The following is an 18,636-nucleotide window of genomic DNA, read 5'->3' as shown; positions in this document are numbered from 1 at the left end:
CCGGACCTCTCCGGATCTCTCAGCAGGTCAGCGCTCCTCATCGAGCTCTCAGGTGATGCGGCTGCCCTGAGCCAGCAGAAGCGCCACGTCCACCGTCGCGACCGCCACGGCCGCGGCGAAGGGGGCTTTGGTGTGTGTTCGGCCCAGCGCCGCCCCGGCGAGCGCCGTCGCCACCGCCGCCGTCAGGGCGACTGCCCCCGCGGCGGGGAGCGGACCGGGCGGGCCGAGGGCCAGGGCCACGGTCGCCGCCACCAGGGGCACCGGCAGCACCCGGCGTGTCCCGGATGTGCCGAGCCGGTGCGGCAGGCCGCGCACCCCCACTGCCAGGTCGCTGCTGATGTCCGGCACGGTGTCAGCCAGATGGGCGCCCACGCCCAGCAGAGCGCCGGCCACGACCACCCACCACGGGGGCCACGAGTGTGCGCCCGAACTGAGGGTGACGAAGGCCGGCAGGCTCGCGAATCCCGCGGCGTAAGGCAGCCAGGACCACATCGTGGCCTTCAGGCGGAGGTTGTACGCCCATGCGGCCCCGACCCCCGCCAGATGCACGGTCCCCGCGAGGGAACCGCACATCAGCGAAAGCGGCACGCACAGTGCGAGCGCGGTGTGCGCGGCCGCCCATACCGTCTGCGGTGACACCGCTCCCGTCGCGACGGGTTTGGGGCGGCCCGCGGCGGCGTCACGGCGCGCGTCGAAGGCATCGTTGCACCAGCCGACCGACAGCTGACCGGTCAGCACCGCCGCCGCGAGCCATGCGCAGCCGCCCGCGGAGTGTCCCGCGGCGACAGCCAGCACGGTCACCAGAACGGTGACCGCTGCCGAAGGCCCCGGGTGGCACGACGCGGCCAGCGCCAGGACCGGTCGGCCGGTCAGGCCGGAGGTCTGCCTGGCGAGCGGCGCCCGGTCGGTTTCCACCGCACGATCGTAGAACGCAAGGGCGGGCGGTGGAGGCCGCCGGACGGGCGACTGGCGGAATACCCGCGCGGGTTCGTGGTGCGAACGGGGAACAAGAGAGCCGTCGGGTATCCGGCACCCCTCATGGCGGGAGACGTATGACGACCCGGATCACAGCCGTCCATGGCCTCCTGGCTCCCCACCGCCAGCCCCAGAAAGCCATTACCGACGTGGTATGCCGGGCCTGTCTGCCAGACGGGACCGGCCGCGCGGTACTCGACCGCCTTCACAGCAGTACTCAAGTGCGCACCCGCCACATGGTGCTGCCTCTGGAGGAGTACGCCCGGCTGGACGGCTTCGGCGGCGCCAACGACGTTTTCATCCGCGCGGCCACGGACCTGGGTGCCCGGGCGGTCCGCGGTGCGCTGCGGACCGCCGGGCTGCGGGCCACCGACGTCGACCTGCTGCTCTTCACTTCCGTCACCGGCATCGCCACGCCCTCCATCGACGCCCGCCTCGTGGGCCGGCTGGGGCTGCGGCCCGACATCAAACGGCTCCCTGTCTTCGGCCTGGGCTGTGTCGCGGGGGCGGCGGGCATCGCCCGTCTGCACGACTATCTGCGTGGCTGGCCCGATCACGTCGCCGTCCTCCTCTCCGTCGAACTGTGCACCCTGACCTTCCAGCGCGCGGATTCCTCGCCGGCCAACCTCATCGCCACCGGCCTGTTCGGTGACGGGGCGGCCGCGGTCGTCGCCTGTGGCGCGGGCCGGTCCGCCCAGGGGCCCGCGGTGGTGGCCACACGCAGCCACCTGTACCCGGACACCGGGCACGCCATGGGCTGGGAAGTCGGCAGTTCCGGATTCCGTGTGGTGCTCGATCCGGTCGTGCCCGAGCTGATCCGCCGCAACCTGGCAGGCGACGTCCGCGGCTTCCTGGACGAACACGGCCTGAAGACCAAGGACGTCACGGCCTGGATCTGCCATCCGGGCGGCCCCCGGATCCTGCACACCATCACGGAGACCCTCGATCTCCCCGCCGGCGCGCTCGACCTCACCTGGCGACACCTGGCCGAGGCCGGCAACCTCTCGTCGTCCTCCGTGCTGCACGTCCTGCGTGACACCCTGGCCCGCCGCCCCCCACCGCCGGGTTCCCACGGACTGCTCCTGGCCATGGGCCCGGGCTTCTGCTGCGAACTGGTCCTGCTGCGCTGGTAGAACGGAGGACACGTGCTCTGGTACACAGCCCTGGTGCTGGCCGTCGCGACGGAACGCGTCGGCGAACTGCTCCTGGCACGCCGCAACGCGCGCTGGAGCCTGGCCCGCGGCGGCACCCCGGCCGACCACGGACACTACCGGTGGATGGTGGCCCTGCACACCGGGCTGCTGGTGGCCTGCCCGCTCGAAGTGCTGGTCGCCCACCGGTCCGTCCCGCCGTTGCTCACCTGGACGATGCTCGCCGTCGTCGTCGCCTCCCAGGCACTGCGCTGGTGGTGCATCCACACGCTGGGAAGGCAGTGGAACACCCGGGTCATCGTCGTCCCCGGACTGCGTCTGGTGACCGCGGGCCCCTACCGCCGGCTTCGCCACCCCAACTACGTGGCTGTGGTCGCCGAGGGCCTGGCCCTGCCCCTGGTGGGCGGGGCCTGGGTGACCGCGCTGGTGTTCACGGTCCTGAACGCCTGGCTCCTCACCGTCCGCATCCGGTGCGAAGACGCCGCACTGGCCACCGCCACCGCGGTGGGCGCGCGCACATGATCGATGTCCTGGTGTCGGGCGGCGGCCCCGCCGGACTGGCGGCAGCGATCCACGCCGCGCTGCGCGGGATGGAAGCGGTGGTCATCGAGCCCCGCGAGCCCCCCGTGGACAAGGCGTGCGGCGAAGGCATCATGCCCAGCGGCGTGGCCGCCCTGCACGCACTCGGCCTGGACGTACCGGGCCATCCCCTGCGGGGCATCCGGTACATGGACGGTGACCACAGCGCGGAGGCCGAGTTCCGCCACCACCCGGGGCTGGGGGTGCGCCGCACCGTTCTGCATTCCGCCCTGCACCAGCGGGCGGTCGAGTTGGGCGTGCGTTTCGCCACGACCAGGACCGAGGTCGTCCGCCAGGACGAGCTCGGCGTGAGTGCCGGGGAATGGCGGGCACGCTGGCTGATCGCCGCGGACGGTCTGCACTCCCCGCTCCGCCGCGCCCTGGGCCTGCATCTGCCCGGTGGCGGGCCCGCCCGTTACGGGCTGCGCCGCCACTACCGGATCGCGCCGTGGACGGACTGTGTGGAAGTCCATTGGTCGGCAGAGGGAGAGGCGTATGTGACACCCGTGGGTGAGGACTGCGTGGGCATCGCCGTGCTCAGCGGCACCCGTCGTCCCTACGACGAACACCTGCGGGCCTTCCCCGCCCTGGCCGCCCGGGTGCAGGGCCGGCCGGCGAGCACCGTGCGCGGCGCCGGGCCGCTGCACCAACGGGCCCGCCACCGGGTGGCCGGCCGCGTCCTCCTCACCGGTGACGCGGCAGGGTACGTGGACGCCCTGACCGGCGAAGGCATCGCCCTCGCCCTGGCCACGGCCCGGGCCGCCGTGGAGAGCCTGGCAGCGGGCAGACCCCACACCTATGAAGCGGCCTGGGCCCGCCTGACCAGACGTCACCGCCTCCTCACCCATGCCCTGCTGCGGGCCGCCCGGTATCCCGCCGCCGCCCGCCTCGTCGTCCCGGCCGCCTCCCGGCTGCCTGCGGTGTTCACCGCCACGGTCCGCGCGCTTCAATGACACGGGCTGAGACGCTGTCAGTGCCGGTCCGTGGTGAAGGGCTGTCCGGGGGCACCGGCACCGGCACCGGTGCGAGAGGTGGCCTGATTCCGTGCTGTCGTCCCGAAATCCGCAGGCGCCGACCGGGCCGCGAGCCGTACGGTCCGGGCATGGAGGATGAGGACGGCTACTTCGGAGAAAGCATCGCCGCGACCTATGACGAGTCGGTGGCGGACATGTCCCGGCCGGATGTGGTGAACCCGGCGGTCGACGTACTGGCCGAGCTCGCCGGTGACGGCCCTGCGCTCGAACTCGGCATCGGAACCGGTCGGATCGCGCTGCCACTGGCCCGGCGCGGAGTCCCGGTCCACGGCATCGACCTGTCCCGGGCCATGGCCGCCCGGCTGCATGCCAAGCCGGGTGGCGACGCCATCGGCGTGACCATCGGCGACTTCGCGACGACGCGGGTAGCGGGCACGTACGCGGTCGCCTACCTCGTCTTCAACACGATCAATAATCTGACGACGCAGGACGCCCAAGTGGCCTGCTTCCGCAACGCCGCCGACCATCTGGAGCCCGGCGGCTGTTTCGTCATCGAGGTGGGGGTGCCGGACCTGCGCCGGCTCCCCCCGGGCCAGAGCGCCGTACCGTTCCACATCAGCCCGACCCGGTGGGCGTTCGACACGTACGACGTCGCCACCCAGGCGATGAGTTCGCACTACGTCACGATCGTCGACGGTCGCGCCGAGCACTCGTCCATCCCCTTCCGGTATGTGTGGCCGGCCGAGCTGGACCTGATGGCACAGCTCGCCGGGCTGCGGCTGCGCGACCGGTGGGAGGGGTGGGCACGGACGCCGTTCACCAGCGAAAGCCGTCGGCACGTCTCGGTCTGGGAGAAGCCCTCCGACTGACCACGGTCGAGCGATCCGCCCCGGATTGGCCGGATCTGCACTCGAACATATGTCACCCTATGAGATGAATCGATTACCCTACGTAGAATCTCCTTTTTGGTTGGGCCACTGCCGAGCCGGGGGTGCGGAGACACCGCCGCACCACGCGGACGGCTCCCCGTCAATCAAGGAGGAAGACATGCGCGTACGGAGGATGGCGGTCGCCGCGTCCATGGCGGTCCTGGCGCTCCTCGCCGGGACCTCCCCCGCAACAGGCAGAGGAGCGGACGCGGCCGACCCTTCCGCCCCGGCCACCGTGCCCACCGGGCAGGGGCGCGGTGCTCTTGATGACCCCGCGGGCGCCGTGGAGGCCGGGAAGTCCGGCTCCGACGCGGACGCGGCGGCGGTGATCCGGTGCGAGGGTCAGGTGCAGCGCCCGCACAACTCCACCCACGTGCCCGGTACGGTGAACGTCGTCGTGACGGTCTCGTGCACCGCACCGGTCCCGGAGATCACCACCCGGGCAGCCCTGTACAAGAATGGGCAGCTCGTCAACCAGTCGACGCTGAGGACCCAGCACAATACCCGCACCGCGCAGAACAACGCGGCGGTCCGCTGCAGCCCTGGCAACTACCGCGGCTGGATGTACTTCAAGGTCGTCTTCCCACCCGGCTACAACCCGCCGACCGGATCCGCCAACGGCCTCGGCCAGGAAGTGCCCATCACCTGCTGACCCGCTGACACCGGAAGAGCAGCACCCATGTTGCACGGGGGCGCCGCCGGGGAAGGACTTCCGACGTGCGCCCCACCCCCGCCCGGATCCTGCGCCGGAGAGTGACGGACCTCGACGCGGTAGCGGACCCGGCCGCCGGCTCCGATGTCCGGCTGCGTCATTTCATTTCGGTCATGACCCTGTGGACCGCGCAGGAAATGGCGGCCACGGCCCAAGGCCCGGCTGCCATCGATCCGTCCGAAGCGGACGAGGTCACCGAGAGCTGCCTGCTGCTGCGGCACCTCGCGCACGACGAGGAGAGCCTCGTCCGAGGCCCCTTGGACCGGGCGCGCCAGCACTGGATCGGCACCGGCCCTCACGAGCTGATGCCGTCCCGACAGCCCGTCCTGGAACAGGCACGGTTCATCGCGCCCGGCAGGGACCCGATTCCGCCCAGCACAAAACCGTTCCACCTGGGGCTCTACACCTCCACGGCGCGGCGTGGCGGCCCGAGCATGTGGCGGATGTATCTCGACCAGGGTTCGAGCCTTCATCCCTTGCCCTGGCACACGTGGGAGTTGCCGGTCACGGACCCCACGGCCGAAGTCCTCGACATCCGCAGCGCGAACACCTGGGCGGACTTCGTCGGGCGCTACCCGCTGGTGCACGACGGTTCCGTTTTCCCCGACTGGCGGAGGGCGGCCCAGGACTACGCAGGGGTGCATATGACGCTGCGCGCGATCGTCGCGACCCAGGGGTTCCGGTTTCCGGTCGAGGGCGGTCTGGCCGCGGCTCCGTACTGGGACCTCGAATCGGTCCTGTGGCTGCGCTGGTGCTTCTCCGGTCTGCGCCTGGTGGAGATCACCCCGCCCCACGCCCCGGAGTAGCCGCCAACCCTGCGGCCGGCTCCGGTCCGTGCCCCGGGGTCGCGGACGCTCAGTGAGAGCTGGGATGCGGGTCGGCCGCGGCGCGGCGGAATTCGGCGTTGATGCGCTGGGCCTCCTCGAGCTGGTCCTCGAGGATGACGATGCGGCAGGCTGCCTCGACCGGGGTGCCCTGGTCGACGAGTGCGCGGGCGCGGGCCGCGATCCGCAGCTGGTAGCGGGAGTACCGGCGGTGCCCGCCCTCGGAGCGGAGCGGGGTGATGAGGCGGGCCTCACCGATGGCTCGGAGGAAGCCGGGTGTGGTGCCGAGCATCTCGGCAGCCCGGCCCATGGTGTACGCGGGGTAGTCGTCGTCGTCCAGACGGCCACTGAGCGGAGTGTCTGCTGTCATTCTCACCTCGTTGTGCAACGCGTCGAGGGGCCCTGGTGCCGTACGGCACCAGGGCCCCGAAGGAAATTCAACACCATCCGTCGGCCTGTTACCGCGCCGACCTTCTGTTTCCGCTGCCCCGCCCAGAAGGGCGGGGATGCGGGGATCGTGAATGCGTGACCGGGGACCACCTTCCGTTCCGGGGCCTTGCGGTGCCCGAGCCGAACCTTCCTCGCCCGGGCGATCCTGATGGCGTCTGCTTCCTCCGTTCTCCCTCTGAATCAGCTACCTGCGTGACCAGCGCTCACCGGTCACGCGAACTGCCGGGCTTGCTGGCGGCAGCCCCTGAAACCACGGGTCGCCTTGCCCGGCAGACCGCCCGCCGCCCCACTGCACTGGCCCTGGGCGGAGGACCCGACTGCCGGACTCCTCAGCACGCGCGCCTGCAGTCCGACGCCTTTGCTGAGTTACCGCATATAAACCGACTGCTGGTACTGCCTGTGGCAGCCCCTGAAACCTGCGGGCCGCCCAGGGCGGCTGCCAGACCCGTCGCCATCCTGCAAGAAACTCGGCTCCGGGACTCCGCAGCCACCCTGAACTGCGAACTCACGTACTACTACCCGCCAGTTCATCTCTGCCGGGTCTCGCTTGACCTCGTCTACGGCAGAAACGTTAGCCGCGCGACGCCCCGATGTCTACTACCGCGAGCATAGATTTTGGAGTGTCCGAGGTGGAGGAAGTCTGCGGCCAGGAACGAGATGGGTGCCAGTCCCACCGGCCGGCCAAACGCCCACCCCAGCCGGCCGGGCCCGGCGGATAGAATCAGCTCTCATGTCGATCCCTGACGAACTGCTCGTCGATGTCGCCGCCATGGTGGAGTCCGAGCAAAGCAATCAGATGTCCCTGACCGTTGTCACCGGCGGCGCTGTCATCACCGGACGGCTGGCTCCCGAAGCCGTATGGAGGGAGCGGGTGTCGGAGGTCCTGACGGACTCGGCACACCTCGGCCCGTTCTCCGGCATTTTCACCGCCGGCCAGGCACCGGACCGGCCCGACCGCAGTCGGCCGCCCACACATCTGCACTTCCACGTGGCCCGCATCCTGCAAGGCAGCATCGGCATCCCCGAGACGGGCGGCATGTACCGCGTCGCGATCAAGGACGTCAGCGCCTGGACCATGGGCGACTTCAGCTACTCCGACCACTGAGCCATCATCACGGAAAAGGGGCCCTTGCCGGCGCGCGCCGGCAAGGGCCCCTCAGTGTTGCGAGGAGCGCGTGGACCCCTGAACGATACGGCGGGGCGGCAGGGTTGAGCGCTCGTCAGAGGCCGAACGACGGCTCGCGCGTGCGCTGATCCGCGACGATGGCCGCCGCGACGCGGTCGCCGCGTTCGGGCGACCCGGCGGCATCACGTTCGCACGGCCTTCTCACCCGTCGAGAGCTGCGACCATGCGGTCGAGGTCGGCGAGGAGGTCCGCGAGACGTTGCTCCGGGACCGCGTCGGTCATGCGCTGGTCGATGGCGTAGACAGCGGAGCGTGCCGCCGCGAGGCGAAGCCGGCCCTCGTCGGTGAGGTGGGCGGGCAGAGCACGTCCGCGGTCGGTGGTAGCCGGGCGGGTGATGAGGCCCGCGTCCTGCAGTCCGCGCAGGACCACGTTCATGGACTGCCGGGTGACGAAGGTGCCGCGGGCCAGCTCGGCGTTGGACAGACCGGGGCGCTGGTCGAGGAGTTCGAGACAGGCGTACTGCGGCACCGTCATGCCGTACTCACGCAGCGCTTTGTCCATCGCGCCGCGCAGGGCCGCGGCGGCGCGCTTGAGGCGGTATCCCAGGCGCTCGGTGACGTCGGCGGACGGCGAGGCCTGGCCGGAGAGAGTCCCATCGTGCATGTCAGGAGTTTGACAATTTTGCGCAGCTCCGTCTACTTTCCTCAATGTCAAAGTCCTGACATGGAACCTGACCAGGGAGTACTCATGGCTGTCACCGTCAGCGGGCCCGACTTCATCGCACTGCAGGTGCGTGATGTCGAAGCGGCTGCCGCCTTCTACGAGAAGCACCTCGGGCTGCGCCGCGCACCGGCCTCGCCCTCCGGCGCCGTGGTGTTCCCCACCGAGCCGATTCCGTTCGCGGTGCGCGAGCCGCTGCCCGGGGTGGATCTCGACGCCGTCGAGCGGCCCGGCCTCGGGGTCGCCCTGTGGTTCCGGACCACCGACGCGCAGGCGCTGCACGACCGACTGCACGCCGCCGGGATCCCCATCCTCAGGGCGCCCGAGGAGGGCCCCTTCGGCAGGATGTTCACGTTCGCCGGCCCGGAGGGGTACGCCATCACCACACACGAAGGCTGACCGTGTCCGATTCCTCGGCAACGCATTCGGCATCCGATGTGATCAGCTGATGCCGTGGAAGCCATATGGACAAGCGTTGTAGCGGTGGGGGGCACACTTCTGGGTGCCGTGATCACGCACATCTTCCAGCGCCTCGCGTCCCGGCGCAGTGAGCTGTTCGCACGGTCCGAAGCGCTCCGGCAGGAGCGCATGGGCACGTACAGTTCGTTCGCCGCGGCAGCGGAGGAGTACCGCCACGGCCAGGCGGACCGCTGGTACCGCAAGCAGCAGGACCCGGACGGAGAGGGCTTCATCACGGCACGGGATGAAGCCCACCGTCTGCGAACGGCTACACGACAAGTGCTCTATCGGGTCAAGTTGCTCACTGATGACCGGGAGGTGGTCCTCGCGGCCGAGCGGGCCTATCAGTGCACGCGGGATGTGTCGACGGCGCGGGACCAGATGGAGCGGGACGCCCTGGATGCCCGGGCGAGGCAGGCCATCGAAGCGTTCGTATCCCGTGCTTCGCTGTTGATCCGCTGAGCCGTGGTGACGCCCCATCAGGACATCCAGCCGCCCCCGGTCAGCGTTTCAACGGCCCCTACGGAACGAGGCTGTCGACCGTCGGGGCGACGGTGCCGAACAGGTCGCTGATGGTGGTCAGGGCCGCGCTCTGGAGGGTGGCGGCCGACAGTACGTTTCCGTCGGGTGTGGTGAGGGGGCGGGTGGCGGTGGCCTCGGCGACGACGGTGGGGCGGTAACCGAGGTTGAAGGCGCCCTGGGCGGTGAAGGTGACGCACATGTGGGTCATGAACCCGGCGATGACCAGGTCGGGTCCGGCACTGAGGGTGCGCAGGGTCTCCTCCAGCGCGGTGTCGTGGAAGGCGTTCGGGAAGTGCTTGACCACGACCGGTTCGCCCGCGAGGGGAGCGACCTCGTCGCTGATGGATCCGATCTCGGCGCGGATGTCGTACGGGCTGCCTTCACCGCCGTCATTGACCACATGGATGACCGGGGCGCCGACGGCGCGGGCCGAGGCGAGGAGGCGGGCCCCGGCGGCCAGGGCCTGCTCGGCGCCGTCGAGTGCCATGACTCCGTCGCGGTAGGTGTTCTGGAAGTCGATCATTACCAGGGTGGACTCGCCGAGGCGGGGCACGTGGCTGCCGAGGCCGATCACGTCACGCAGGCTGGCGGAAGCGGTCATCACAAGGGGGCCTTTCAGGAAAGGTGAACGGCGCGCGGTGAAGCCGCGCGAGGGGTGGTCAGGTGGTGGTGCGGAAGCGGCGGCGGTAGGCCGCCGGGGTCGTGCTGATCTGCTTGCGGAAGGCGCGGTGCAGGGTTTCCACGGAGCCCAGGCCGGTGATTCCGGCGACGTGTTCGAGCGGCTGGTCGGTGGTTTCCAGCAGGCGGCGCGCGGCTTCGACGCGTGCGGCCTCGACGTAGGCGGCCGGGCTGGTGCCGGTCTCCTGGCGGAAGACACGAGCGAAGTGGCGCTCGCTCAGGCACATCCGAGCCGCGAGCGCGGCCGCCGACAGGTCGGCGTCGAGGTGTTCGGCGATGAACAGGCGCAGTTCGTCGATGTCCCGCCTGCCGGCGGCGGGGCGGCTCAGTGGGACACTGAACTGGCTCTGCCCGCCTTGCCGCTTGAGGTACATCACCAGTTGACGGGCTACTGCCAGAGCCAGGTCCTCACCGTGGTCCTCGGCCACCAGGGCCAGTGCGAGGTCCATGCAGGCGCTGATGCCCGCCCCCGTCCACACCTGCCCGGAGCGCACGAAGATCGGGTCGGCGTCCACGGTGACCTGGGGGTGGTCGGCGGCGAGCTGTGCCGCCGTCGACCAGTGGGTGGTCGCCCTCTTGCCGTCCAGCAGTCCGGCCGCCGCCAGCAGGTGCGCGCCGACGCATACCGATGCCACTCGCTGTGCGTGCGGGGCGGTGGTTTTGATCCAGTCGACGACGTCCTGGTCGATGCGGGCCACCGGGCCTTCCGGGTGCATGTCCACCGCACCGGGTACCAGCAGTGTGTCGACGCCCGCGCCGACTTCGGCGAAGGACGTGTCCGCGAGCAGCCGCACACCGGCCGAGGTGCGGACCGGTCCCTGTCCGGGGCCCGCCAGACGCACCGAGTAGCCCGCCCTGCCTGCTGATTCCCGGTTGGCCAAGGCGAAGACTTCCGCCGGGCCGGTGACGTCGAGCAGATCGACATCGGGGAAGACAGCGATGACAACGCGGTGGGTGAGGGGCATGCGTCCATCTTCACCACAGCCCGCCATGTCGGCAATGACGGGATTCTGGCAGATCCGGACACCCCCGGAAGCACATCGTGACCGGGGTGGGAGACGGCATGCCGCCGTCTCCCACCCCGGTCCGGGAAGTCACGGCCTCAGTTCGTCGCCATCTCCGCGCGTACCTCCTCCGCCGTCGTGTCCCGCAGCTCGCCGTCCAGGCGCAGCCATCGCGTCACGGCGACGGACTCCAGAAAGCGGATGTCGTGGCTGGCCACGATCAGTGCGCCCTCGTACGACGCCAGGGCTGTGGTCAGCCGGCGAACGGACGCCATGTCCAGGTTGTTCGTCGGTTCGTCCAGCATCAGGAGTTGCGGGGCGGGTTCGGCGAGCATCAGGGCTGCCAGGGTGGCCCGGAAGCGCTCACCGCCGGACAGGGTCGCGACTCGCTGGTCGGCCCGGTCTCCCTTGAACAGGAAGCGGGCCAGGCGGGCTCTGATCCTGTTGCCGGTCGCCTCGGGGGCGAACCGCGCCACGTTCTCGACAACCGTCAGCTCGTCGTCGAGCACGTCGAGTCGCTGGGGCAGGAACCTCAGCGGCACATGGGCCGTCGCCGTCCCGGAGACGGCGTCCAGCTCTCCGGCGATCGTGCGCAGGAGCGTCGTCTTGCCCGCACCGTTGCGGCCGACGAGCGCGATCCGCTCGGGGCCGCGCAGCTCGAACTCGCCCTTCACCCGGGCGCCGTACCTGAGGTGGAGATCGCTCAGCGTGAACACGGAGCGGCCTGGTGGCACTGCCGTGTACGGGAGATCGACGCGGATCTCGTCGTCGTCGCGCACGGCCTCCACGGCCTCGTCGAGCCGTTCCTTCGCCTCGGCGAGCCTGCCCTCGTGCATGATGCGGTGTTTGCCCGCGGAGACCTGGGCCTGCCGCTTGCGCTCTCCCATGACGACCTTGGGTTCGCGTTTGGTGTCCCACATCTTCTGCCCGTACCGCTTGCGGCGGGCCAGTTTGATCTGGGCATCGGCCAGTTCGCGCTTCTGCTTCCGCAGATCGGACTCGGCGACCCGTACCAGGCGCTCGGCCGTCTCCTGCTCGGCGGCGAGTGCCTCCTCGTACGCGGAGAAGTTGCCTCCGTACCAGGTGACCTCCCCCGCCCTCAGGTCGGCGATCTGGTCGACGCGGTCGAGGAGTTCACGGTCGTGGCTGACCACGACCATGACGCCGGACCACGCTTCGACGGCCGCGTACAGCCGCCGGCGCGCATGCAGGTCGAGGTTGTTGGTGGGTTCGTCGAGGAGGAGGACGTCCGGTCGGCGCAGCAACAGCCCGGCCAGCCGCAAGAGGACCGACTCCCCGCCGGAGACCTCGCCGACGGTGCGGTCCAGGCCGATGTGGCCCAGGCCCAGTCCGGCGAGCGTCGCCGTGGCGCGTTCCTCGACGTCCCAGTCGTCGCCGACTGTCGTGAAGTGTTCCTCGCGGACATCACCCGCCTCGATGGAGTGCAGGGCGGCGCGGGTTTCGGTGATGCCGAGGACGTCCTCGACGCGGAGGGTGGTGTCGAGGGTGATGTTCTGTGGCAGGTAACCGGTCTCGCCGGCCACGCGCACCGTGCCCTCGGTCGGTGTGAGCTCTCCGGCGATGAGCTTGACCAGGGTGGACTTTCCCGAGCCGTTGAGACCGATGAGTCCGGACCTGCCGGGCCCGAAAGCGACCTGGAGGTCCTCGAAGACGGTGGTGCCGTCCGGCCAGGCGTAGGAGAGCGAAGTGCAGGTGATGGAAGCGGGGGAAGCGGACATGCGGGCCTCACATGGTTGCTGGAGGGGTGGCCAGGGCAACGTGTCGGGACACCACAGGGCGACCAAGGTCGGCGCAGGGGGACGAAGAATCCCCGCACCGGGGAGAGGACGGCTCAATGCGTCGAGGTCGCACACGGAACGCCGGCAGCGGCGACGCTATGGCGAAGCGTGGCTGCGGGCGCGGTGTCTCAGGACCTCAGACGAGCAACGTCCTACTCCGATCAACGGCAACAGGGGCGTTGTGCAACGTAGAGGAGCGCTGATGACGACGTCAACGTATTTACGCCCCACGGGGTGGGGCCGCGTCTTCGGATCGGTGTGTGAGCAGCCGGTCGGCGAACGCCGCCGGCCGGAGCCCGCGCGGGGGCGGCGCATGGGTTTCGAACACCAGAACCAGGTGTGCGCGGTTCGGCACCCGCCCCGTACGGCCGCTCCAGAACTGGCAGCCGAAATCCCGCCCGAGGATGCTTGAAGGTGTCGTATGGCTCGTACGGCACGGAAGAGCGGGAGCAGGCACGTGAGGGCACCGAGCTCGGGGCGCACCGCGGTGAAGCGCTGGTGCCTGCGCCACGTCCGGTGGCTGCCTGTGCTCCTGCTGGTCGGGGGCGCCCTCCTCGACTACCACACGTCCCCGCATTTCAGCGCCGAGGCCTTCTATTCGGCCGCACCGATGGCGGCCGCCGCACTGCTGTCGTTGCGCGCGACGGTCCTGACGGGTGTCGCCGCGTGCGCCACCGACGCCGCGCTGCTGACGCACTTCGGCTTCATCGGAGGTTCGGGCGGGCGGAGCGAGCTGGCGGCCGTCGCGACCGTCTCGGCCCTCGCCGTCGTCGTCAACCGGCTCATGTACGTCAGCGATGTGCGGTTGCAGTCCGCGCGGACCATCGCTCTCGCCGTGCAGCGCGCCGTGTTGCCGCAGCCTCCGGACTCGATCGGTCCCCTGCGGATCGCCGTGCGCTACCAGTCGGCCGTGAAGGACGCACAGATCGGTGGTGACCTCTACGGCGTGCAGGACACGCCGTACGGTGTGCGCTGCCTGGTCGGCGACGTCCGGGGCAAGGGCATGGAGGCGGTCAAAGCGGTGGACGTGGCGCTGGGGGTGTTCCGGGAGGCCGCCGAGGAGGAGCCCACACTGGTCGAGGTCGGGGCCAGGCTGGAGCGGGGGCTTTTGCGGGAGGCACGGAGGAGGGCGGGGCTCGAGCTGACCGAGGGGTTCGTCACCGGCGTGCTGGCCGAGATCCCGCACTCCGGCGATGAGCTGCGGCTCGTCAACCGTGGCCATCCGGCACCTCTGCTCCTCCACGGTGGCCGGGTGCGCAGCGCGGAGCCCTCCGAGCCGGCCCTCCCCTTGGGGCTGGCGGAGCTGGGCCCCGGCGAGGGCCGGACCGACACGGTGCCGTTCCCTCCGGGGACGACTCTCCTGTTGTACACCGATGGCCTCACCGAAGCGCGGGACCGGACGGGGGCCTTCTACGACCCCGTCGCCGGGCTCGCCGGGCGTGTCTTCACCGGGCCGGACGCGCTGCTCGACGCCGTCCTCACGGACGTGAGCCGTCACACCGGTGGGTGCATCTCCGACGACATGGCACTCCTCGCCGTCACCCACGGCCAGGACGGCGACTAGGGGCATCGCCTCAGGCCCGGAGGGTGCTCAGCAGGAAGGGCCCCGGGGCGGTTGTCCGCCCCGGGGCCCTGTGATCCTGTTGCTCCGCATCCGCATGCGCTTCTCGGCCGCGGCCCGGTCTACAGGCTGCCGTCTCCCGTCGCACTCGCCGACATCGCCGGGGGCTGCGGCAAGGAGGCCGCGGCGCGCGCGTCGGTGGCGTTCACGTCGTCGCGACGAGGTGCCGTCGCCGTGAGCGTCCTGGGGCGCCGGATGAGCACCAGGGCGACGATGCCACCGAGCAGCCCCAGGGCGCCCGAGACCAGGAAGGTCCGGTGCAGACCGGCGGCGAAGGCCTCGTGCACCAGGTGACCGGCTGCGGCCCGCTGCTGTGGTGAGCCCGCGTGCGCGACCACGGCTCCCGCCTGGCCTCCTGCCAGCGCGTCGGCTGTCGCGGCCGGGTCGGGCACGGAGTCCGGTCCGTGGTCCCGGAGCGAGCCGGTCAGCCCGGCGTGGAAGACCACACCCAGAACGGCGATGCCCAGGGCGTTCCCCAGCTGACGTGCGGTGTTCACGGCACCGCTGGCCATTCCACCGCGTTCGGGCCCGACGGACGCCAACGCCGCGGACGCCAGCATGGGAGTGGCGAGCCCGACGCCGATACCCGTCACCGCGAGGCCGGGGACCAGAACGGTCCAGCTCGACTCCGCGTCGATCGTTGCCTGGAGGAACGCGCCGCCACCGATCAGCAGCAGTCCCACCCCGATCATCCAGCGCGCCGAGGCGCCGTGCAGGAAGCGCCCGGACAACGACGCGACGAGGAACGCGGCCGCACTCATGGGCAGGCAGGTGAGACCGGCCGCCACCGGCCCCATGCCGCGTACGGACTGGAGCCACAGCGAGGTGTAGGCCAGGTAGGAGAACGCGGCCACGGACAACAGCACCGCGGCGATCATGAGCCCCGAGAACGATCCCTGGCGGAAGAGCGTGAGGTCCAGCAGCGGCTGCCGGCGGCGCGTCTCGATCACGAGGAAGGCGAGCAGCGCCACCGCCGCGAGCCCGAAGAGCCCCAGCGTGGTGGCCGACGTCCAGCCGTGCTCGCTGCCCTTGATCAGCGCGTAGGTGGCGGATCCGGCGGCGAGAGTGAAGGTCGCCATGCCGGGCAGATCCACGCCCCGCGATCCCCGGGTGGGTGTCGCGGCGACGAAGCGCAGGGTCATCGCGATGGCGAGCACGCTGATGGGCAGGTTCACGAAGAAGATCCAGCGCCAGTCCAGGTGCTGGGTCAGCACACCGCCCAGGACCGGTCCGGCGGCGGAGGCCGCGCCGCTGACCGCTCCCCAGGCGCCGAACGCCACCCCGCGGTCCCTGCCGTGGTAGATGCTGCCGATCAGCGCCGTCGTGGTGGCCAGCATCGCCGCCCCGCCGATTCCCTGCACGGCGCGAAAGGCGATCAGGGCCTGCGGGCCCGTCGCCAGCCCGCACGCCAGCGAGGCGAGCGCGAACAGCGCCAGGCCGCCCACGTACACGTGGCGGTGGCCGATCCTGTCGGCGAGGGAGCCGACGCCCAGGAGCAGCGCGGCGAGCGCCAGGGCGTAGACGTCCATCACCCACTGCAGGTCCGCGAAGGAGGTGTGCAGGCTCTCGGCCATGTCGGGCAGCGCCACCACGACGATCGTGACGTCCACGAGCAGCATGAACGTCCCCAGGCACACCGCTACGAGCGGCAGCCACTTACGCATCCGAACCTCCAGAGGTCTTTCCCCGACAAGGTCGGGCGGCGTGCTGGGCGCAGACCTCGTGGGTCCTGCCCGGATCACCGCACACCCGACAACGGGTAGAACCTCGCACGTCCACCCGTTTTCTGGAATCCAGCTCACCTAGATGACGGAAGTCGATGATTTATAGCCGTGGAATGATGGAAACCATGGATACTCCTGGCTTTGACCTCTTCGATCGCCGTCTCGCGCAGGCCCTGATGATCGACGGCCGGGCCGCGTTCAGCCGCCTCGCCACCGTCCTGGAGACCACGGATCAGACGGTGATCCGCCGTTACCGCCGGCTCCACGGGGCGGGACTGCTCCGCGTGCTCGGCCTGCCCGTCGGCAGCCGCGTCGGGCTGTTCGAATCGAGGCTGCGCATCCGGTGCGTCCCCGGAGCCGCCCTGGCCATCGCCGAGGCGCTGGCCCGCCGCCCCGACACCGGCTGGGTCAAGATCTACTCGGGTGGCACCGAGGTCGGCTGCCTGGTCAGCTCACGCACCCGGGAGGACCACGAGACCCTGCTCCTCCAGAAATTGCCTCGTACCCAGCAGGTCACAGGCGTCTCGGCCCACAACATGCTGCACCGGTACACCAGCAGCCCCGGCCACTGGCTGGGGCCGGCCGAGCTGAGCGACGAGCAGATCAGGGCTCTGCAGCCCCCCGCGGTGAGCCACGAGGACACCGTTCGTCTCGACGACTCGGATCACGCGATGTTGTCCGTACTGGCGCGGGACGGCAGGGCGGGCTACCCCGAGCTCGCGAAGGCGACCGGCCGTTCGGAGTCCACGGTCCGCCGCCGTCTGGAGTACCTGCGCGGTCACGGCGCCCTCTCCTTCGACGTGGAAATACTCCCCGTCCACTTGGGCTACCAGACGGAGGCCGCCCTCGCCCTGACGGTGCCGCCCAGCGACCTGGCCGAGGTGGGCCGTGCGCTGGCCGATCACCCCCAAGTGCCCTTCGTGGCGGCGACGACCGGTACCACCAACCTCGCCGCCACGGTGCTCTGCAGGGACCAGCACGCCTTGTACACCTACATGACGGAGGGAATCGGGACGCTCACGTCCGTTCACCAACTGGAGGTCGTCCCGGTGCTCCGTCACGTCAAACGGGCCGGCTTGCTCAGCGACGGCAACCGGCTGTCCGACCCACCGCGCTGAGTCAACGGGCACGACCGGCGAACCGGTCCTGCCGTCGGTCGTCCCCGCCGCTCAGGAACAGGCGTCGCGCGCGGCACGCCACTCGGGTGCGAGCACCGACCAGATCTCGGTGTCCTGCCGTACGCCTCGGTAGAGGTCGTTCTCGCGCTGGACTCCTTCGAGGCTCATGCCGAGCCGCTTGGCGACGTTGATGCTCGGTGTGTTCTCGGGGCACACCAGCCACTCCACCCGGTGGATTCCGCGTTCCTGGATCGCCCAGTCGATGACCACGCGGAGGGCACGGGTGACGAGACCGCGTCCGGCAGCGGCGGGCTCCAGCCAGCAACCGGCCTCGCAGTTGCCCGCAGCCGCGTCGAAGGCCCTGAGGAGGACACCGCCGACGAGGAGCCCGTCCAGCCGGATGCCGTACAGCCGGCCGGTGTCGGCGGCGGCCTTGTCGGCGTACACCTGGAGCCAGTTCCGCGCGGAGTCGAGGTCGGCCGTCACGTCGGGGAGACCGACGTACCGGCCGATGTATGCGCGGCCGCGGTCCATGTGGGCGAGGAACTCCTCGGCCTGCCACGGCTCCAGAGGCCGCAGCTCGGCTCCGTCACCCAGGGATATCGCGAACATTCTCATCCTCCACAGTGTCCGAACACGGTTCCTGGATCCTCGCACGGCACTCCCGCGTTCAGCGGGCGGCTCGGGCGGGCGCACCGTGCGATGGGGTCAGTTCTCCACCGTCTGGACCTGCGGCGGGTGGCCGTTCCAGGTGACGAACACCGACGTCGTCTTCGTTCCCGCCACGAAGTCCACCCGGATCCAGGCGCTTTGCTGCCATACCCGCATCTGCCACCCCTCGTCCGGTGTCGCCGAGACGAGCGTGGCCGAGCTCTCGCCGAGGTCGAAGACCGCCCGCCCGCCCCGGACGGGATAGCTCTTCACCTCGGTGGAGCCCGACGTGGGCGGGGCATCGGGCCTTCGCGCGGCCTCGCGTGTGGGTGTGGGCGTGACGTGCGTCGCGGACGGTGTCGTGGTGCCGGGGCGTGAGGGGGACACCGACGGTTCGGGGGCGTGGGTGGAGGAAGCCGAACCGCCTGGTGCCGGCGCCGCGGTGCCGGAGAACGGCAGTGCGCGCGGCGGCTCGTAGGCCGTGCCCGCCAGTACGGTACGTACCCCGTACCAGGACACGGCCATGGCGGCCGCGGTCGCCAGTGCCCACAGCAGGACCTGCATGATTCCTCGCCTCACCTGGCTCATAGTGCCTCACCCGTATGGCGTACGGTGCCGCC

20 protein-coding genes are annotated in these 18,636 nt (G+C 70.5%); 11 read left to right on the top strand and 9 right to left on the bottom strand.

The window, feature by feature from the left end; genetic code table 11:
• Positions 1-48: 48 nt before the first annotated feature.
• Positions 49-915 carry a UbiA family prenyltransferase gene (locus JO379_RS32625; protein ID WP_130880615.1) on the bottom strand — a complete coding sequence of 289 codons (867 nt, stop codon included), beginning with the start codon at positions 913-915 and terminating at the stop codon, positions 49-51.
• 137 nt (positions 916-1,052) lie between these two features.
• Between JO379_RS32625 and JO379_RS32620 the strand changes: the two genes are divergently transcribed.
• The 6 genes from JO379_RS32620 (at position 1,053) to JO379_RS32595 (ending at position 6,126) form a co-directional block, all read left to right on the top strand.
• Positions 1,053-2,108, top strand: coding sequence for a type III polyketide synthase (locus tag JO379_RS32620; protein ID WP_209518346.1), 1,056 nt, complete (start codon positions 1,053-1,055; stop codon positions 2,106-2,108).
• 12 nt (positions 2,109-2,120) lie between these two features.
• Entirely contained in the window at positions 2,121-2,648 is a 528-nt protein-coding gene (locus JO379_RS32615) for an isoprenylcysteine carboxyl methyltransferase family protein (protein ID WP_209518344.1), read from the top strand.
• Positions 2,645-3,658 (top strand): NAD(P)/FAD-dependent oxidoreductase, encoded by a 1,014-nt coding sequence (locus JO379_RS32610; protein WP_130880612.1) that lies wholly within the window; start codon positions 2,645-2,647, stop codon positions 3,656-3,658. Before JO379_RS32615 ends, JO379_RS32610 begins: the two co-directional genes overlap by 4 nt.
• Before the next feature lie 149 nt (positions 3,659-3,807).
• Positions 3,808-4,548, top strand: coding sequence for a class I SAM-dependent DNA methyltransferase (locus JO379_RS32605; RefSeq protein ID WP_209518342.1), 741 nt, complete (start codon positions 3,808-3,810; stop codon positions 4,546-4,548).
• A gap of 178 nt (positions 4,549-4,726) precedes the next feature.
• The gene (locus JO379_RS32600) at positions 4,727-5,260 is read left to right on the top strand and encodes a hypothetical protein (protein WP_130880610.1); all 534 of its coding nucleotides are present in this window, start codon (positions 4,727-4,729) and stop codon (positions 5,258-5,260) included.
• Positions 5,261-5,325: 65 nt separating this feature from the next.
• Complete coding sequence (locus JO379_RS32595; protein WP_209518340.1) at positions 5,326-6,126, top strand: hypothetical protein; 801 nt, start codon at positions 5,326-5,328, stop codon at positions 6,124-6,126.
• A 49-nt stretch (positions 6,127-6,175) separates the two neighbouring features.
• Here JO379_RS32595 and JO379_RS32590 read toward each other — a convergent pair whose 3' ends face one another.
• Positions 6,176-6,514: a helix-turn-helix domain-containing protein gene (locus tag JO379_RS32590; protein ID WP_130880608.1), complete on the bottom strand. Its 339-nt coding sequence runs from the start codon at positions 6,512-6,514 to the stop codon at positions 6,176-6,178.
• Positions 6,515-7,324: 810 nt separating this feature from the next.
• Between JO379_RS32590 and JO379_RS32585 the strand changes: the two genes are divergently transcribed.
• Positions 7,325-7,699 (top strand): GvpU-like protein, encoded by a 375-nt coding sequence (locus tag JO379_RS32585; RefSeq protein ID WP_130880607.1) that lies wholly within the window; start codon positions 7,325-7,327, stop codon positions 7,697-7,699.
• Between the two features lie 222 nt (positions 7,700-7,921).
• Here the strand turns inward: JO379_RS32585 and JO379_RS32580 are convergent, their stop codons facing one another.
• Positions 7,922-8,383 (bottom strand): MarR family winged helix-turn-helix transcriptional regulator, encoded by a 462-nt coding sequence (locus tag JO379_RS32580; protein ID WP_130880606.1) that lies wholly within the window; start codon positions 8,381-8,383, stop codon positions 7,922-7,924.
• A gap of 84 nt (positions 8,384-8,467) precedes the next feature.
• Here JO379_RS32580 and JO379_RS32575 point away from each other — a divergent pair, with 84 nt between their 5' ends.
• Positions 8,468-8,839 carry a VOC family protein gene (locus tag JO379_RS32575; protein ID WP_209518338.1) on the top strand — a complete coding sequence of 124 codons (372 nt, stop codon included), beginning with the start codon at positions 8,468-8,470 and terminating at the stop codon, positions 8,837-8,839.
• A 108-nt stretch (positions 8,840-8,947) separates the two neighbouring features.
• Entirely contained in the window at positions 8,948-9,361 is a 414-nt protein-coding gene (gene kilB, locus JO379_RS32570; protein ID WP_505016578.1) for a plasmid transfer protein KilB, read from the top strand.
• A gap of 58 nt (positions 9,362-9,419) precedes the next feature.
• Here kilB and JO379_RS32565 read toward each other — a convergent pair whose 3' ends face one another.
• The 3 genes from JO379_RS32565 to JO379_RS32555 all read right to left on the bottom strand — a co-directional run bounded on the left by JO379_RS32565 (position 9,420) and on the right by JO379_RS32555 (position 12,842).
• Positions 9,420-10,022 (bottom strand): isochorismatase family protein, encoded by a 603-nt coding sequence (locus JO379_RS32565; protein ID WP_130880603.1) that lies wholly within the window; start codon positions 10,020-10,022, stop codon positions 9,420-9,422.
• Between the two features lie 58 nt (positions 10,023-10,080).
• Positions 10,081-11,064: a GlxA family transcriptional regulator gene (locus tag JO379_RS32560; RefSeq protein ID WP_130880602.1), complete on the bottom strand. Its 984-nt coding sequence runs from the start codon at positions 11,062-11,064 to the stop codon at positions 10,081-10,083.
• A gap of 137 nt (positions 11,065-11,201) precedes the next feature.
• Positions 11,202-12,842: an ABC-F family ATP-binding cassette domain-containing protein gene (locus JO379_RS32555; protein ID WP_130880601.1), complete on the bottom strand. Its 1,641-nt coding sequence runs from the start codon at positions 12,840-12,842 to the stop codon at positions 11,202-11,204.
• 517 nt (positions 12,843-13,359) lie between these two features.
• Here JO379_RS32555 and JO379_RS32550 point away from each other — a divergent pair.
• Positions 13,360-14,466: a PP2C family protein-serine/threonine phosphatase gene (locus JO379_RS32550; RefSeq protein ID WP_130880600.1), complete on the top strand. Its 1,107-nt coding sequence runs from the start codon at positions 13,360-13,362 to the stop codon at positions 14,464-14,466.
• Between the two features lie 119 nt (positions 14,467-14,585).
• Here the strand turns inward: JO379_RS32550 and JO379_RS32545 are convergent, their stop codons facing one another.
• Positions 14,586-16,187 carry an MFS transporter gene (locus tag JO379_RS32545; RefSeq protein ID WP_130880599.1) on the bottom strand — a complete coding sequence of 534 codons (1,602 nt, stop codon included), beginning with the start codon at positions 16,185-16,187 and terminating at the stop codon, positions 14,586-14,588.
• Between the two features lie 185 nt (positions 16,188-16,372).
• Between JO379_RS32545 and JO379_RS32540 the strand changes: the two genes are divergently transcribed.
• Positions 16,373-17,365, top strand: a complete 993-nt coding sequence (locus JO379_RS32540; protein ID WP_242626325.1) for an Lrp/AsnC family transcriptional regulator — start codon at positions 16,373-16,375, stop codon at positions 17,363-17,365.
• Between the two features lie 51 nt (positions 17,366-17,416).
• Here the strand turns inward: JO379_RS32540 and JO379_RS32535 are convergent, their stop codons facing one another.
• Positions 17,417-17,977 carry a GNAT family N-acetyltransferase gene (locus JO379_RS32535; protein ID WP_130880597.1) on the bottom strand — a complete coding sequence of 187 codons (561 nt, stop codon included), beginning with the start codon at positions 17,975-17,977 and terminating at the stop codon, positions 17,417-17,419.
• 96 nt (positions 17,978-18,073) lie between these two features.
• Positions 18,074-18,604, bottom strand: a complete 531-nt coding sequence (locus JO379_RS32530; protein ID WP_245381613.1) for a hypothetical protein — start codon at positions 18,602-18,604, stop codon at positions 18,074-18,076.
• Between the last annotated feature and the right edge of the window lie 32 nt (positions 18,605-18,636).

Source organism: Streptomyces syringium (assembly GCF_017876625.1).
GTDB lineage: Bacteria > Actinomycetota > Actinomycetes > Streptomycetales > Streptomycetaceae > Streptomyces > Streptomyces syringius.
The sequence above is the reverse complement of the archived record's forward strand: the minus strand, read 5'-3'. Positions and strand labels throughout refer to the sequence as shown.

Bases quoted from the DNA above. Each gene is read 5' to 3' on its own strand.
- JO379_RS32620 (WP_209518346.1), top strand. From the start codon at position 1,053: ATGACGACCCGGATCACAGCCGTCCATGGCCTCCTGGCTCCCCACCGC.
- JO379_RS32610 (WP_130880612.1), top strand. From the start codon at position 2,645: ATGATCGATGTCCTGGTGTCGGGCGGCGGCCCCGCCGGACTGGCGGCA.
- JO379_RS32605 (WP_209518342.1), top strand. From the start codon at position 3,808: ATGGAGGATGAGGACGGCTACTTCGGAGAAAGCATCGCCGCGACCTAT.
- JO379_RS32600 (WP_130880610.1), top strand. From the start codon at position 4,727: ATGCGCGTACGGAGGATGGCGGTCGCCGCGTCCATGGCGGTCCTGGCG.
- JO379_RS32590 (WP_130880608.1), bottom strand. From the start codon at position 6,514: ATGACAGCAGACACTCCGCTCAGTGGCCGTCTGGACGACGACGACTAC.
- JO379_RS32585 (WP_130880607.1), top strand. From the start codon at position 7,325: ATGTCGATCCCTGACGAACTGCTCGTCGATGTCGCCGCCATGGTGGAG.
- JO379_RS32580 (WP_130880606.1), bottom strand. From the start codon at position 8,383: ATGCACGATGGGACTCTCTCCGGCCAGGCCTCGCCGTCCGCCGACGTC.
- JO379_RS32575 (WP_209518338.1), top strand. From the start codon at position 8,468: ATGGCTGTCACCGTCAGCGGGCCCGACTTCATCGCACTGCAGGTGCGT.
- JO379_RS32565 (WP_130880603.1), bottom strand. From the start codon at position 10,022: ATGACCGCTTCCGCCAGCCTGCGTGACGTGATCGGCCTCGGCAGCCAC.
- JO379_RS32560 (WP_130880602.1), bottom strand. From the start codon at position 11,064: ATGCCCCTCACCCACCGCGTTGTCATCGCTGTCTTCCCCGATGTCGAT.
- JO379_RS32555 (WP_130880601.1), bottom strand. From the start codon at position 12,842: ATGTCCGCTTCCCCCGCTTCCATCACCTGCACTTCGCTCTCCTACGCC.
- JO379_RS32545 (WP_130880599.1), bottom strand. From the start codon at position 16,187: ATGCGTAAGTGGCTGCCGCTCGTAGCGGTGTGCCTGGGGACGTTCATG.
- JO379_RS32540 (WP_242626325.1), top strand. From the start codon at position 16,373: ATGGATACTCCTGGCTTTGACCTCTTCGATCGCCGTCTCGCGCAGGCC.
- JO379_RS32535 (WP_130880597.1), bottom strand. From the start codon at position 17,977: ATGTTCGCGATATCCCTGGGTGACGGAGCCGAGCTGCGGCCTCTGGAG.
- JO379_RS32530 (WP_245381613.1), bottom strand. From the start codon at position 18,604: ATGAGCCAGGTGAGGCGAGGAATCATGCAGGTCCTGCTGTGGGCACTG.